This is a genomic window from Collinsella aerofaciens (assembly GCF_902501475.1).
GTDB classification, from domain to species: domain Bacteria; phylum Actinomycetota; class Coriobacteriia; order Coriobacteriales; family Coriobacteriaceae; genus Collinsella; species Collinsella aerofaciens_AL.
Window position 1 is genome coordinate 1 of the sequence record NZ_CABWIF010000016.1, and the last position, 14,292, is coordinate 14,292.

15 protein-coding genes are annotated in these 14,292 nt (G+C 58.2%); 5 read left to right on the plus strand and 10 right to left on the minus strand.

Annotation, left to right across the window (positions count from 1 at the left end; all coding sequences use genetic code 11):
* Positions 1-382 precede the first annotated feature (382 nt).
* Positions 383-766 carry a heavy-metal-associated domain-containing protein gene (locus GDJ93_RS04515; RefSeq protein ID WP_152067902.1) on the minus strand — a complete coding sequence of 128 codons (384 nt, stop codon included), beginning with the start codon at positions 764-766 and terminating at the stop codon, positions 383-385.
* A gap of 174 nt (positions 767-940) precedes the next feature.
* Here GDJ93_RS04515 and GDJ93_RS04520 point away from each other — a divergent pair, with 174 nt between their 5' ends.
* Both GDJ93_RS04520 and GDJ93_RS04525 read left to right on the plus strand, forming a co-directional pair.
* Complete coding sequence (locus GDJ93_RS04520; protein WP_152067903.1) at positions 941-1,645, plus strand: DUF3793 family protein; 705 nt, start codon at positions 941-943, stop codon at positions 1,643-1,645.
* 46 nt (positions 1,646-1,691) lie between these two features.
* The gene (locus GDJ93_RS04525) at positions 1,692-2,111 is read left to right on the plus strand and encodes a flavodoxin (protein ID WP_152067904.1); all 420 of its coding nucleotides are present in this window, start codon (positions 1,692-1,694) and stop codon (positions 2,109-2,111) included.
* A gap of 132 nt (positions 2,112-2,243) precedes the next feature.
* Here the strand turns inward: GDJ93_RS04525 and GDJ93_RS04530 are convergent, their stop codons facing one another.
* From GDJ93_RS04530 to GDJ93_RS04555, 6 genes are all read right to left on the minus strand, one after another.
* Entirely contained in the window at positions 2,244-2,996 is a 753-nt protein-coding gene (locus GDJ93_RS04530; RefSeq protein ID WP_152067905.1) for an amino acid ABC transporter ATP-binding protein, read from the minus strand.
* A 12-nt stretch (positions 2,997-3,008) separates the two neighbouring features.
* Positions 3,009-4,370 carry an ABC transporter permease subunit gene (locus GDJ93_RS04535; protein ID WP_226812460.1) on the minus strand — a complete coding sequence of 454 codons (1,362 nt, stop codon included), beginning with the start codon at positions 4,368-4,370 and terminating at the stop codon, positions 3,009-3,011.
* A 118-nt stretch (positions 4,371-4,488) separates the two neighbouring features.
* On the minus strand, positions 4,489-5,349 hold the full coding sequence (locus GDJ93_RS04540; RefSeq protein WP_152067906.1) for an ABC transporter substrate-binding protein: 861 nt from the start codon (positions 5,347-5,349) through the stop codon (positions 4,489-4,491).
* 147 nt (positions 5,350-5,496) lie between these two features.
* On the minus strand, positions 5,497-6,363 hold the full coding sequence (locus GDJ93_RS04545) for a deoxyribonuclease IV (RefSeq protein WP_152067907.1): 867 nt from the start codon (positions 6,361-6,363) through the stop codon (positions 5,497-5,499).
* 152 nt (positions 6,364-6,515) lie between these two features.
* Positions 6,516-7,535 (minus strand): Gfo/Idh/MocA family protein, encoded by a 1,020-nt coding sequence (locus GDJ93_RS04550; RefSeq protein WP_226812461.1) that lies wholly within the window; start codon positions 7,533-7,535, stop codon positions 6,516-6,518.
* Between the two features lie 90 nt (positions 7,536-7,625).
* The gene (locus GDJ93_RS04555; protein WP_152067908.1) at positions 7,626-8,816 is read right to left on the minus strand and encodes an aldo/keto reductase; all 1,191 of its coding nucleotides are present in this window, start codon (positions 8,814-8,816) and stop codon (positions 7,626-7,628) included.
* 163 nt (positions 8,817-8,979) lie between these two features.
* On the opposite strand from GDJ93_RS04555, the gene GDJ93_RS04560 reads away from it, so the two are divergent.
* The gene (locus GDJ93_RS04560) at positions 8,980-9,174 is read left to right on the plus strand and encodes a cyclase family protein (RefSeq protein ID WP_055309748.1); all 195 of its coding nucleotides are present in this window, start codon (positions 8,980-8,982) and stop codon (positions 9,172-9,174) included.
* A 121-nt stretch (positions 9,175-9,295) separates the two neighbouring features.
* Positions 9,296-10,210 (plus strand): ketopantoate reductase family protein, encoded by a 915-nt coding sequence (locus GDJ93_RS04565; RefSeq protein WP_226812462.1) that lies wholly within the window; start codon positions 9,296-9,298, stop codon positions 10,208-10,210.
* Between the two features lie 108 nt (positions 10,211-10,318).
* Here GDJ93_RS04565 and GDJ93_RS04570 read toward each other — a convergent pair whose 3' ends face one another.
* The 3 genes from GDJ93_RS04570 to GDJ93_RS04580 all read right to left on the minus strand — a co-directional run bounded on the left by GDJ93_RS04570 (position 10,319) and on the right by GDJ93_RS04580 (position 13,108).
* Positions 10,319-10,525, minus strand: coding sequence for a hypothetical protein (locus GDJ93_RS04570; RefSeq protein WP_152067910.1), 207 nt, complete (start codon positions 10,523-10,525; stop codon positions 10,319-10,321).
* Positions 10,526-10,711: 186 nt separating this feature from the next.
* The gene (locus GDJ93_RS04575; RefSeq protein WP_152067911.1) at positions 10,712-11,485 is read right to left on the minus strand and encodes a hypothetical protein; all 774 of its coding nucleotides are present in this window, start codon (positions 11,483-11,485) and stop codon (positions 10,712-10,714) included.
* A 312-nt stretch (positions 11,486-11,797) separates the two neighbouring features.
* Complete coding sequence (locus GDJ93_RS04580; RefSeq protein WP_152067912.1) at positions 11,798-13,108, minus strand: O-acetylhomoserine aminocarboxypropyltransferase/cysteine synthase family protein; 1,311 nt, start codon at positions 13,106-13,108, stop codon at positions 11,798-11,800.
* 273 nt (positions 13,109-13,381) lie between these two features.
* On the opposite strand from GDJ93_RS04580, the gene GDJ93_RS04585 reads away from it, so the two are divergent.
* Complete coding sequence (locus tag GDJ93_RS04585; protein ID WP_152067913.1) at positions 13,382-14,284, plus strand: LysR family transcriptional regulator; 903 nt, start codon at positions 13,382-13,384, stop codon at positions 14,282-14,284.
* Positions 14,285-14,292 lie beyond the last annotated feature (8 nt).

Sequence of the window (14,292 nt, forward strand, 5' to 3'; positions counted from 1 at the left end):
CTACGCCGCCTAGTAAAAGCGCTCCGAACAGATTGGAGCCCATCGGCCGAAAGGCCTGGCGTTAGCATGTCGCGATTCAATCTCGAAAACGGCATTGCCCAGTTGACAAAACTATAGGAACACCCCCTGTCCTAAAGCCCAGTTTTAGCATTCTTCATTTCTGTCCACGGTTAATTGCAATCTGAGCACAGCAATAATCGGCGTATAAATATACACCTGTAATTTTTTGGACGGGTTAATAGATGTTCGATTGGTAGCGAATTCCGCGCAAACCGTCACCAAACTCCACTTTTGCCGCATCTAAAGGTTATTTTTGCGCAAATTTTTGGATGCCGATAGTCACAATGGGCAGGAGGCTGGTTCCCACCGGAGAGGGCAACGCCTACATTTTCATAACGTAATAGCCCGCACCCCTCACCGCCGTCTCGAGTGCGTCGCGATCAACCGGGCGCTTCGAGCGCACGCGTGCCGTGTGGTCCGTATACGTCACCGTTGCCCACACACCATCAAGCGTATTGAGGGCATTGGCTACGTTCTGAGCGCAGCCGTCACAGCTCATGCCGCCGATGAGCAGCTCATCGCTATAGGGATAGTGTGACGCATCGGTATCCACCACAACAACCTTTTTGGCCTTCTTGCCGCTCGCACCGTCGCTGCAGCAACTCTTCCCGTGTGTCGAAGCGGCAATGCGACGCAGTCCAAAAAACATGCCGACAGCAATGACGGCCAGCACGATGATATCTGCAGGGTTGAGCAAGTCACTCATGCGTTCCCCTTTCAAATAGCCCTATCTAGATACCCCCATGGGGTGTCTCCATCTTAACCCAAAATCATGTCCGTTCGGTCAATTAGTTTCCCTATTCAAACTTTTTAGTTGACCAAGGCTTACTTTCGTGTATAAGTTTTCCTAGGCTAACAGTTTAGATCCGTAAGGAGCGCCGTGACCCGAACCATAGACATTCCAACGTTTCAGGCAGCGGTCGTGCGCAACTGCTCTCCCACGCTCGCGGGCATCAAGCCGGCATCGCTCTTTACCTATCCAGGCACCTACGCCCACGGGGACAGCTCGACCGCAACCGAAGCCATCGCAGAACGCCGAGCACGCCTGCTCAACGTTATCGCCCAGTGCAACCACGAGCTTGACCCGCTCGGCATCCACCTGAGTGTTTTGGTCTGGCGGCCTTGCGGAGCGCTCGTGTACGTGTACCGAGCCAAAAGCCTCACCACCTATTTCGAAGACTCTCGCGCCCAAACGGCGCTCGCCTCGGAAGGCTACGACACGAGAGACCTTTCGACATGCCTTGTGCATTTGGCATCACGCATCACGCTCGCGAGCAATAACGTCGCGGAATGCGCCTGCAGCCAGACTCGATGCGCACTACCCCAGCAAGCTAGCTGCAGCAAAGACTGCACCTGCGAGTTCCCCCACGAAATTGGCTATTTTTTGGGCTATCCCCACGAAGATGTCCATCAGTTTATCGTCCAGCACGGCGAAAACTATAAGGTCTTTGGCGCATGGAAGGTATACACAAACGTTGAGCAGGCGCTCACGACCTTCGATTCCTATCGCGCATGCACGCAATACCTTACCTACATCTATCAACAGGGCTGCACCCTGGAACAACTTGTCCAGGCAACCCGATAGAGCATACAAAACGCGGCCGCACGCCGCACAACCGAAAGGAAAACATATGAGCAAGATCGCAGTCGTCTACTGGAGCGGCACAGGCAACACCGAGGCCATGGCAAACTTTGTCGCCGAAGGCAGCACGTCCGCGGGCGCCGAGACCGAAGTCATCCCCTGCGCCGACTTCTCTGCCGACAAGGTCGCCGACTATGATGCCTTCGCCTTCGGCTGCCCCGCTATGGGCTCCGAGGAGCTTGAATACGATGAGTTCCAGCCCATGTGGGATGAAGTCAAGGAGACCCTCGGCGACAAGAAGGTCGTCCTCTTTGGCTCCTATTCGTGGGCCGAGGGCGAGTGGATGGACAACTGGAAGGCCGATGCCGACGAGGCAGGCGTCAACGTCGTCGATTCCGTCATTTGCTACGATGCGCCCGACGATGAGGGCGAGGCAGCCTGCAAGGCTCTGGGAGCGGAGCTGGCCTAACGAAGCCGTCAGAAAGTCGCAAAGCAACTGACAGCCGAGCACCGCACAACAACAGTCGTTCATGCCCAAACAAAAACGGGAGCCGGATACTATCCGGTCCCCGTTTGTTATATCGACAACTTCGACGCGCCGCTACGAGATATTGCCCAAGAACGCCTTGGTGCGCTCGCTCTTGGGGTGGTCGAAGACCTCGCTCGGCGTACCCTCTTCCACGATAACGCCGCCGTCCATAAAGACGACGCGGTCGGCAACGTCGCGAGCGAAGCCCATCTCGTGCGTCACCACGATCATGGTCATGCCGTCACGTGCCAGGTCGCGCATAACGCCCAGGACGTCGCGGACAAGCTCGGGGTCGAGTGCCGACGTGGCCTCGTCAAAGAGCATCACGTGCGGATTCATCGACAGGGCGCGGGCGATGGCCACGCGCTGCTGCTGGCCGCCCGAGAGCTGACTCGGCATAAAGTCGATACGCTCGGCAAGACCGACCTTGGTGAGCTCCTCGATGGCAATCTTCTCGGCCTCTTCCTTGCTGCGCTTGAGCACCTTTTGCTGCGCAAGCATGACGTTCTTTTTGACCGACAGGTGCGGGAACAGGTTGAACTGCTGAAACACCATGCCCAAGTGCGTACGTACCTTATTGAGGTCGACGCCCTTAGCGCACACATCCACGCCCTCGACGACAATCGAACCACTCGTGGGCTCCTCAAGGCGGTTAATGCAGCGAAGCATCGTCGACTTGCCCGAGCCCGAAGGGCCCAGGACTACGACGACCTCGCCCTTGTGCACATCTAGATCGATATCGCGCAGGACCACGTTATTGCCAAAGGCCTTCTGGAGGTTCTTGATACTGACGACGACCTCGTTCGAGTTATTGGTTTCGCTCATGATAGGACCTCCTTACAGACCGGCGATGTGATCGGCAGGCGTCGCGACAACCTGTCCGGCGCTCTTGGCGGGACGCTTCTTCTTGGTCTCGGTCGTGCCCAAAAGCCTCGCCTCAAGACCGCTCACCAAGCGAGCGAGCGGCAGGGTGATGACCAGATAGAACAGGGCGGCAACCACATACGGCGTGATGGAGCCCGTCGTGGCCACGATGGTGCGGGCATTCATGACGATCTCGACCACGCCCACGGCCGCAAGCAGAGACGTATCCTTGTAAAGCAGGATAAATTCACTGGTCAGCGTAGGCAGGACATTACGGAACGTCTGCGGAATCATGACATAGAGCAGCGTCTGGAACGCGTTCATGCCCAGCGAACGAGCAGCCTCGTTTTGGCCCTTGGGGATCGATTGAATACCGGCACGGAAGATCTCACACAGGTACGCAGACGAGTTCATGGCCATGACGATGACGCCGAGCACGTAGTCATCAACCTTGACGCCGGCCAACGGCAGACCGAAGAACGCGATATAGATCTGCAGGAATGCCGGCGTACCGCGAATGATATTCACGTAGATACCGGCAAGGCAGCGCAGGATGCGCGACTTGGAAATGCGCATGAGCGATAGGGCGAAACCGAAGGGAATTGCCAGCGGAAACGCCACAAGCACGATCGAGAGCGACATGAGGAAGCCCTTGAAGACGATCGGCAGGCTCTGGACCAAAATGACCGGGTTCAAGAACAGGCGCAGGAACATATTGGAGTTCCAGGCCTCGACCCACGGCTGCTCCTTAAGATCGGCCAGGAAGTTATCGAAGGCCGTCACGCCCTTGATCTCCACCGACGGAATCTTGGAGATCTTCTTGGTCGACCCGTCAGCGAGCGTATAGGTGCCGCTAAAGGCCTCATCGCCGCCCTCGACGGGAAACGTCACACCATAAACCTCGACACGGAAAAAGCCGCCGGCAGGCGCCGTCTCGCCAAAGTCAATCTTGAGCGTCTGGCCGTCAGCCTTGCACGTGGGTTTCATGGGCGTACGATCCATGAGGTCCTCGCCCGAGAGCATCGTCAATCGCGTGTCATCGGTACCAAACGTCGTGCCGTCGACAAACGTCAGCGAAAGACCGCTCAGCTCCTCATCGGCATCGGCCTGGACCTCCCAGGTAATGCGCGTCTCGGTACCGCCGACCACAGCGCTGCCCGAACCGGTGTTGGGTCGGGCGGTAATCTTTGCGGTCTCAAGCGCCTGGGCGGTCGTGGGCGCATATGTCCCCACACACACCAGCGCGAGCGCCACGGCCATGACGCAGACTAGCTTTTGGAGCAAGGCGGGCAGTGGAAAACGCTGCTCCGCAGCCCCTTTGTTCAGTCGAGACAAGGTGGCTCCTATCGTAGAAGTTGCCGGCAAAACGAGACGGAAATGCTCTCCGTCAAGAGAAGCGCAAAGGCCCTCTCCGCCAAAGCGGAAAGGGCCCGCGAGCAATCAAGTAGCTATTTTACTTGATATTGTACTTAGCCATGAGGGCGTCAACGGTACCGTCGTCGGTCAGGTCCTTGATGGCCTGGTTGATGTCGTCCTTGAGCTTGGTGTTGCCCTGGTTGATGGCGATGGCGTACTCCTCGCCGGTGCTAATCTGCTTAATGGTCTGGCAGGTGTTGAACTGCTCGGCGGTCAGCTGGCTGGCAACGGAGCGGTTGGTGACTACGGCGTCGCCCTTATCGGACTGCAGGGCGCTGAAGCACTCGGTGGCGTCCTTGTAGGGGACAATCTTGGCCTTGGGGAAGTTCTCCTGGGCAAAGGACTCGGCGGTCGAGCCAGACTGGACGATGATGGTAGCGTCGGCGTTGTTGAGCTTCTCGCTGTAGTTGTCGGCCGTGATGTCGGTGTTATCGACCTTGGTCACGATAGCCTGATCGTCCATGTAGTAAGAATCGGAGAAAGTGACTTCCTTCTCACGCTCGGGCGTGTCGGTGATAGCCGCGATGGAGACGTCATATTTGGCGCCCGAAGCGACGCCCGGAACAAGCGTGTCAAAGTCATTGTTGACATACTCGACATCCAGGCCCAGCTTGTCGCCGATAGCCTTGATGAGCTCAAGGTCAAAGCCCTGATAATCGCCGTTGTCATCCTTGTACTCAAACGGAGCGTACTCGGCAGAGGTGCCGACGGTCAGCGTACCGTCCTTGACGAGTGCGTACTCCTTGGAGCCGTCGACCTTCTCGACCTTAGCGTCGTCAGAGCTGCTGGAACCGGCATTAGAACCAGAGGTGGCGTTGGACGAGCCGCAGCCCGTCAGAGCGAGGGCGAGCGCCATAGCACCCGTGGCGGCAAATGCGCCAAGCTTCTTCAGCTTCATAATCAGTCTCCTTCCGGTGACCTCGTTTGATTCAGAGGTCTGCAAAAACTGTTGGCTATTATGCACCCGGAATTACGAATCTGCAATGAGAAAACTGATTGAAACAAACCCATAACGTGAATTGAATACTCTACTTTGTGACAGTCGTTACTGCTGCAATGACCTTAATAGTCTAATTTCAGCTGCATAACCTGCAAGTTCGTTCGGAGTCTCCAAAATAAACGGCAGCGAACGCAAACGGCCATTCGATACAATATTCTGCATAACCTGCATACCGCCACCAAATTCCTCGCCGCCAAGGTATCCCTTGCCGATGCACTCGTGACGATCTTTATGGGCGCCACAAGGGTTCTTCGAATCGTTGATGTGTACGGCATGCAAGCGATCGATACCCACCACGCGGTCGAACTCGTCGAGTACGCCGTCCAGATCATGGATGATGTCGTAGCCGGCATCGCTCACATGGCAGGTGTCCAAACAAACGCCCAGCTTATCGGACAGCTCTGGGCACTTGGCGGCAACGCCCTCGATAATGCACGCCAGTTCTTCAAAGCTACGGCCCACCTCGGTGCCCTTGCCTGCCATGGTCTCAAGCAATACCGTCGTCTGCTGTCCCTCAAACATCACCTGGCACAGCGTGTCGACAATCATCTGAATGCCGACGTCTGCCCCCTGTCCCACATGCGCACCGGGATGAAAATTGTAGTAGTTGCCGGGCAGTGCTTCCATGCGCTGCAGATCCTCGGCCATGGCCTCCAGGGCAAACTCGCGCGCTCGCTCCTTAGCGGAGCAGGGGTTATAGGTATACGGGGCATGCGCCACCAGCGGTCCAAAGTCGTTTTGCGCCATAAGCTCGCGCAGAGCCGCCACGTCATCCATGTCAAGGTCTTTTGCCTTGCCACCGCGCGGGTTGCGCGTAAAGAACGCAAAGGTATTGGCGCCAATGGACAACGCCGTCTCTCCCATTGCCCGATAGCCCTTCGTCGTCGAAAGATGACACCCGATCGTCAGCATCTCCAACTCCCCCTCATCAGTTGCGGTGAAATACGGTCTATTGGTGCCCTATTTTGGCGCAAACAGACCGTATTCCACCGCAAGTTATAAAAGGGGCATCAGGGGCAAAGGCCTCCAAGGCATTCCAGGCGCTGGCGCCATGCCCCCACGCACTAAAGTTTCAAGCGAATCGCATCGATAATGCGCGCGCAGCGCTGCGTGGCGGCAAGGGGCATGACGGGACTCTCGAGTTTCCCCGCCCGGATGAGCTGGGTCGCATGCTGGATTTCGCCGTAGAAATCATCGACCTCAAACGGGGCATTTATTTCGAGCGTTCGTCCGTCGGAGTACTTCACATGGGCGAGCTCGGGGCGATGGAGACGCTCGATTTCCAACGAGCCCCGCTCACAGGCAATCGTTAAGCGGCTTTCATATGTTGCTTTGCCGTCGCACACCATATGAATGGGTATACCGCCGACGCTCATATGGATCTCATCGGCCCAATCGACGCGGTCGCCCGATACGTCACGCCAGCGAACTTCACGGGACGAAACCTCGCACGCGCCCGTGAGCAAATCCTCAAACCAACCGACCGCATAGCAGCCCATGTCATATAGACAGCCGCCCTGCAACGAATCAAGCAGATAGCCCGAAGGAGGCTCGCCGTAATCGAGCTTTTGTACGCTTTCAATCGAGACAATACGGCCAAGCTCACCCGACGCAAGCAAGTCCTTCACGCGAGTGCGCATCGGGCAAAACCGATTCTTCATCGCCTCCATAAACAGCACGCCACGCTCACGAGAGGTGGAGGCAATCGAGAGAGCCTCTTCCTCACTCAAAACGGCCGGCTTTTCGCACAGCACGGCCTTTCCGGCGCGCAGCGCGCGACAGGCCCAACGCGCATGCATGCCATGCGGAAGAGCCAAGTAGATTGCGTCGACATCGGGGTCGGCAATCAGCGCGTCATAAGCCGCATTGCCGTTATCGCCGACCGAGGCATGGCCATGCGCAGCATCGATCAAAAACGCTCGGCAAAATTCCTCGACATGTGCAGGAGTGCGGCCGGCCGCAGCCACCAGCCGTGCCCCGCCGGCCTTCTTGAGCGACGATGCAAATCGATGCGAAATGCGCCCGGCGCCCAAAACGCCCCAACGAACCTCACGCAAATCATCACATGAATCCCGATGGCCCACGACAGCCCCCTTCAGTTGCGGTGGAATAGTTCCTGTTTGGCCCCTATTCTGCCGCAAACAGGAACTATTCCACCGCAAGTTATAAAAGGGTCATGAGGAGCGTGTTTTGCCGAAGACTTTAAGCATGGCCGTTACGGGGCCCGGCTGGAAGCGCCGGCGCACGTCATCGAGACGCTCGGGGATATCGATATGCTGCGGGCAGTGGCGCGCGCATTTGCCGCACTTGACGCAATTGCTCGCCAGCTTGGCCTCGCTTGTGCGCACCGCACTCGCCGTAAAGTATTGCGACAGCCCCGTAAACCAGCTGTGCGCGTAGCTCGCGTTGTAAGCGGCAAAGCAGCCGGGAATGTTAATACCCTTGGGACATGGCATGCAGTAGCCGCATCCCGTGCAGGGCACACGGTTCGATTTCTCAAACTCCATCAACACGCGCGCAATCGTGTCGAGCTGGTTGGCAGTCATCGAATTCGGCAACGCGAGGTCTGCCAGTGACGAATTCTCATCCACCTGCGCGATATCGGTCATACCCGAAAGCAGCATCGTCACCTGAGGATGATTCCACACCCACGAAAGACCCCAGGCGGCAGGAGTGCGCAAATGCGGGTCACGGGCACTATCGAGCACAGCGCGGGCCCGTGGCGGCAGCTTGCCCGCTAAACGCCCGCCCAGCAGCGGCTCCATCACAAACACCGCGAGCCCGCGCTCCGCAGCCGCCATGAGTCCTGCCGTTCCCGCTTGGTAACGCTCGCCGGCATAGTTGTACTGTATCTGGCAAAAATCCCAGTCATATGCGTCAAGCATCGTCAGGAAATCCACCGCGCTGCCGTGGTACGAAAAACCAATCTGGCGAATGCGCCCCGCCGCCTTTTGACACGCGATCCAGTCCTCAATGCCCAACGCCACCACACGTTCCCACTGGGCGGGTGAGGTAATGTTATGCATGAGGTAATAGTCGATATGGTCGGTCCGCAGGCGCCGCAGTTGCTCATCGAAGAACCGGTCGAAATCCTCCGCGCACTTGCACGAAGCATGCGGCAACTTGGTCGCCAGCAACACCCGGTCACGCAGCCCCAAGCGCTCAAGCGAGGCGCCCACGCACGCCTCGTTACCGGGATAGAGATACGCGGTGTCCAGATAATTAATCCCCTGCTCCACCGCACGGGAAATGATGGCATCGGCTGTCTTCGCATCCGGACGTCCCGGCGCACCGGGAAACCTCATGCAGCCCAGACCCAACGCCGAGATACGGTTGCCGCTTTTGGGGTCAACGCGATATTGCACGGCCCCTCCCTTCGCCATCAGCGCCCCGGCAAGGCGAAACACAATGGTCACGCAGCCGAAACATCGTGGAATCGCAATCGAGAACGTATCGTAACGCAGCAGAAATCGAGCTGTCACGGCACCGCTTTAACATCAGCAAAAAGCCCGATGAAAGGAGCCGGGCATGACCACGCGCGAGGACGCCTACCCCTACCCCGGCGAGCAATACATCCTCTCGGTCGACCGCTATCAGATCGAGGTCATGGACCATCTGGACGAGCCTCCCGCCACGGGTGCCGTCATCTTCTGCACCTTCCCCAAGGTCCGCGATGGCGTCGGATACCCCGCCCGCGTCTTTGCGGTCTGCCCTGCAGCGTAGCGTCCAGGCAAACGTTTCTTTTTTATAACAGCCGCCCCGCGCACCCACCAATCACCCTGGCAGCATACAATCCATCAGGCGCCCCTTACGCGGGCGCCTTTTACATGGGGAGATGATTCACATGCAGATCAACAAGGTCGCCTTTATCGGCAAGGGCGGCGTCGGCCTGCTCTACGGCAGCATGATCGCCCGGGCGCTCGGCAACGACGCCGTCGAATACGTCATGGATGACACCCGTTTTGAGCGTCACGCGGGCGATGCGCTCACTGTCAACGGCAAGCCCTGCGATCTCACGTCCGTCCGCGCCAGCGAGGCGACGCCCGCCGATCTGGTCATCCTGACAGTCAAGACCACCGGTCTCGACCAAGCACTCAAGACTATGGAGCGCGTCGTGGGACCCAACACGCTCATCGCCTCGCTATGCAACGGCATTACGAGCGAGCAAAAGATTGCCGAACGCTTTGGCTGGGAGCATACCGTTCTTGGTATCTGCCAGGGCATGGACGCCGTGTTCCTCAACGGCGCGCTCACCTTTACCAATGCGGGCGAGATCCGCTTTGGCGCGGCGGCCGGCACGGACCCCGCGACCGTCGCCGCTATCGACGGGCTCTACACGCGCTGCGGCATCGCCCATACCGTCGAGCGCGATATTGCGCACCGCATGTGGGCCAAACTCATGCTCAACGACGGCATCAACCAGACCTGCATGGCCTACGGCGGGACCTACGGAAGCGCCACGGAGCCGGGCTCCGAGCAGCGCCGCTGTTTTGTCTCCGCCATGCGCGAGACGCTTGCGGTTGCCAACGCCGAGGGCGTTGAGCTGACCGAAGCAGACCTGACGCAAATGGTGCACCTCATCGAGGGAATCGACCCCGCCGGTATGCCCTCAATGGCTCAGGACCGCATCGCGCAGCGCAAAACAGAGGTCGAGGAGTTCGCGGACACCGTCCGCCGCCTCGCGGCCAAGCACGATATCCAGGTTCCGCAGAACGAATGGCTCTATCAGCGCATTCGCGATATCGAGGCAAGCTGGTAACGCCAACGCGCCGCATTCAACAGCCTTAACAGCAAAACCGCCGCAAGGAGCACTCCCCTTACGGCGGCTTTCATCTTCGTCTATGACCGGCGGTCAATCTCACAACAGCTAGCGTTGCGACTCCGGAACCTCGTCCTCATCGTCGCGACAAAGGACAACACCGGCGCTTCCCAGCAGCGTGGCCGCGATCAGCACGCCGACCACGATAGGAGCAGCCCCGCACGTCCCCTGCATGCCCGCGACGAGCGCGGCCGTGGGACCAAGGCAGCCAAGCATCAACGCGACGGCGGCAACGGTAATATCTCGAGCATTCACAAGACCACTTCCTCCAAGAGAAAGACCTTATTTCTCAAGAACCAGTGTGCTCCGCATCCATTCGCCCAGCGTACCGCCACGGTAAGGGCTCTGTTAACTCAAACGCATACATAGAACGGACGTCCTTACGTTGCCCTAAAGCTCGGTAAAGACGCCCGTCCGCCAAATATCCGTGATGCAGAAAAATTACCAACCGGTGTAGTAGTCGGTGGTTCCGGCAGCGCAGCCGGAGTCATAGACCTTGCAATCACCCTTGGAGCCCGTAAAGGTCGAGCCCTGGGCCATATCGCCCGCGGCAACAACGTAATAGCCGTCGGAATCGCGCCAGAAGCCCTCAGAATCCTGAGTCCATTCGCCCGTGCGATAGTGATAAAGCACATTGCTGCTGTAATAGGTCTCGCGGCGACCGTTGTAGTTATTGACACCCGCAGAGCGCGTCAGGCCCGATCCGTTCGCGTAGGACGCGGCAGACGCGTAGGACGGAGTGTAACCGGCGTTGTAGTACGAAGCCTGGGCGACCTCGGCAGCCTCCGCCTCGGCGGCAGCCTCGAGCGCTTGGCGCTTGGCATCCTCAAGCGCAGTGCGCAGCTCATCGAGCTCGGTCGACTTGGCGTCGACCTCCCCCATCGTCAACAGGCTACCCGCACCGTCGATGCAACCCTGCAGCACAGCGCGCTCGTCATCGGTGGCATAGTCGCCATACATATTCATGATGATCTGAGCGCGCATCTCCAGGGAATCGCGCTTGGCCTCCATCGAGGCGTTCCACTCCTGCATGGAACCATAACCATCGCCGCGATAGTCAACGGGCTGTACCAGCGTCGTCTCGGACGGCGTAGATCCAACCGTATCGGATAGTGTTGCCGCGTGGGCATCAGTTGCACCGGCGCCCGCCAAAAGTGCCACGGTCAGAGCGGCGGAAAGGGCGGCGGCTTTCGGTTTTCGTGAATCGATCCTCATGTAGCTGGAAACCTCCGTAGTGCGTTTTTGCTGCGTTTGAGCTGCGTGTGATTCGATCGCGCTGCATAGTACCCCGAGCAAATCGCGACCTGCGGTTTTACTCAAAAGGCGCACGTCAATTGCGTAAAACTCACATCCTCTCAACAGGAGTTTTCCACAACTCGAATGCATAAAGCGTGTCAAAAACCCTGTTTTTGCGCCCTCTCTATGCAAAAAAGGCGCCTGTGCAACCATTGTTCGTACAGGCGCCTTGAGCAGGCATTTTATGCGGTTATACCTATCGAGTCGCAAGGGGTCCTTGCACAAGTCGCCTTACTCGTCCAGCGCGGCGAAAGCCTGCTTCAGATCCCAAATGATATCCTCGGCGTTCTCGGTACCGATGGAAAGACGGATCGTGGAGGGCGTGATGTTCTGCTCGGCGAGCTCCTCGGCAGAGAGCTGGGAGTGCGTGGTGGTAGCCGGATGCACGACGAGCGACTTGACGTCGGCCACGTTGGCGAGCAGCGAGAACACCTGCAGATGATCAATGAACTTCCAGGCGGCCTCCTGGCCACCCTTAATCTCAAAGGTAAAGATCGAGGCACCGCCGTTGGGGAAATATTGCTTGTAGAGCTCATGGTCGGGGTGCTCAGGCAGGCTCGGGTGGTTCACCTTGGCAACATGGCTGTCACCGGTCAGGAACTCAACGACCTTCTTGGTATTCTCGACATGACGGTCAACGCGCAGCGACAGAGTCTCGGTGCCCTGGAGCAGGACCCAGGCGTTGAACGGGCTGATGCAGGCGCCCTCGTCACGCAGCAGGATAGCGCGGACATAGGTCGCGAAGGCGGCGGGACCGGCAGCCTCGGCAAACGAAACGCCGTGGTAGGAGGGGTTGGGCTCAGCGATCTGGGCGTACTTTCCGCTCGCCTTCCAATCGAAGTTACCGCCGTCGACGATCACACCGCCCAGCGAAGTGCCGTGCCCGCCGATGAACTTGGTTGCGGAGTGGACGACGATGTTGGCACCATGCTCCAGCGGACGGAACAGATACGGGGTGCCGAAGGTGTTGTCGACGACAACCGGCAGACCGTGCTTCTTGGCAATCTCGGAGATGGCGTCGATGTTGGGGATGTCGGAGTTGGGGTTGCCAAGCGTCTCGAGATAGATGACCGTGGTGTTGTCCTTGATGGCACCCTCGACCTCTTCCAGGTTATGAGCGTCGACAAACGTGGTCTCGACGCCAAACTGGGAGAGCGTATGCTCCAGCAGGTTGTAGGAGCCACCGTAGATGGTCTTCTGAGCCACCACGTGGTCACCGGCCTGGGCAAGAGCCTGCAGGGTATAGGTGATGGCAGCAGCACCGGAGGCAACGGCAAGACCTGCCACACCACCCTCGAGTGCGGCGATACGGTCCTCGAAGACGCCCTGGGTGGAGTTGGTCAGACGGCCGTAGATGTTACCGGCGTCGGCAAGACCAAAGCGGTCGGCGGCGTGCTGGGAGTTGCGGAACACATAGCTCGTGGTCTGGTAGATAGGCACGGCGCGGGAGTCGGATGCGGGATCGGCGCTCTCCTGGCCAACGTGAAGCTGCAGGGTATCGAAACCAAAGGTGTGCTCGGGGTTGTTGATGAACTGGCTCATGATGATCTCCTTGATCGAACAAAAGTAAATTAATTAGAGAGAAGTAAGTCGCTGTCTCCTGATCACGCCGACGGGCGCAAACAGGAGCCCGGCATTCGTCTTGGTAAGCAATACATATGCGGGCCTCCTTTCGCATCCCGGTTCCGTGGTCGGTTTAATTACCTACCGCCTTTGTGTGTTTTGAATAGTACGAGCATTGTTTCGCTCGGTCAATCACTTAAAAGCGCTAACCTGTTATCGGTTTTATAGATATCAATCGAAAGGATGGCATCGATGACCCTTCAGCAGCTTCGTTTTCTGATTGCCGTGGCAGAGTCCGGCTCAATCAACGCCGCAGCTCAGCGCCTCTATACCGCTCAGTCCAACATCTCAAACGCCGTCAAAAGCCTGGAGCAGGAACTCCACCTGGAGATCTTTACGCGCTCCAGCCGCGGCGTCACACTCACCAACGACGGCACCGAGCTTTTGGGTTATGCACGCCAGGTCGTAGAGCAGGCCGACATGCTCGAGGCGCGCTACGAGGACGGCGGCACCCCGCAAGCCCGCCTCGCCATTTCCGCCCAGCACTACGCCTTTTCGGTCGAGGCCTTTGTCAACGTGGTCGAGCGCTGCCGCGACAGCAAGTTCGAGTTCATCATGCGCGAGACCACCACATCGCAGATCATCGATGACGTCCGCGCGTTTCGCAGCGACATCGGCATCCTGTATCTGGACGACTTTAACGCCCGCGTTCTGCAGAAGGCCTTCGCCGATGCCCGCGCAAGCTTCCATCCCCTCTTCGACGCGACGGTCCACGTCTTCGTTAGCGAGCGCCACCCGCTCGCACGCCGCCCACAGCTGTCCCTTGCCGACCTTACACCCTATACGCGCTACAGCTTTGAGCAAGGCACCTCGAACTCCTTCTATTACGCCGAGGAACCTTTTAGCTATATCCCTTGCGACCGCAACATACGAATCTCGGACCGCGGAACACTTACTAACTTACTTATCACGTCGAACGGTTACACCCTGTCGACCGGTGTCCTCTCCAATGAAATGCAATGGGGTATGGCATCGATCCCGTTAGCAGACGCCCCAACGATGCACGTAGGCTATATCATGCACAACGAGCGCAAGCCCTCTTCCCTCTTGCAGCAATACCTCGACGAGCTCAACCGCATCATCCATGCCAACTAACCGTCGGA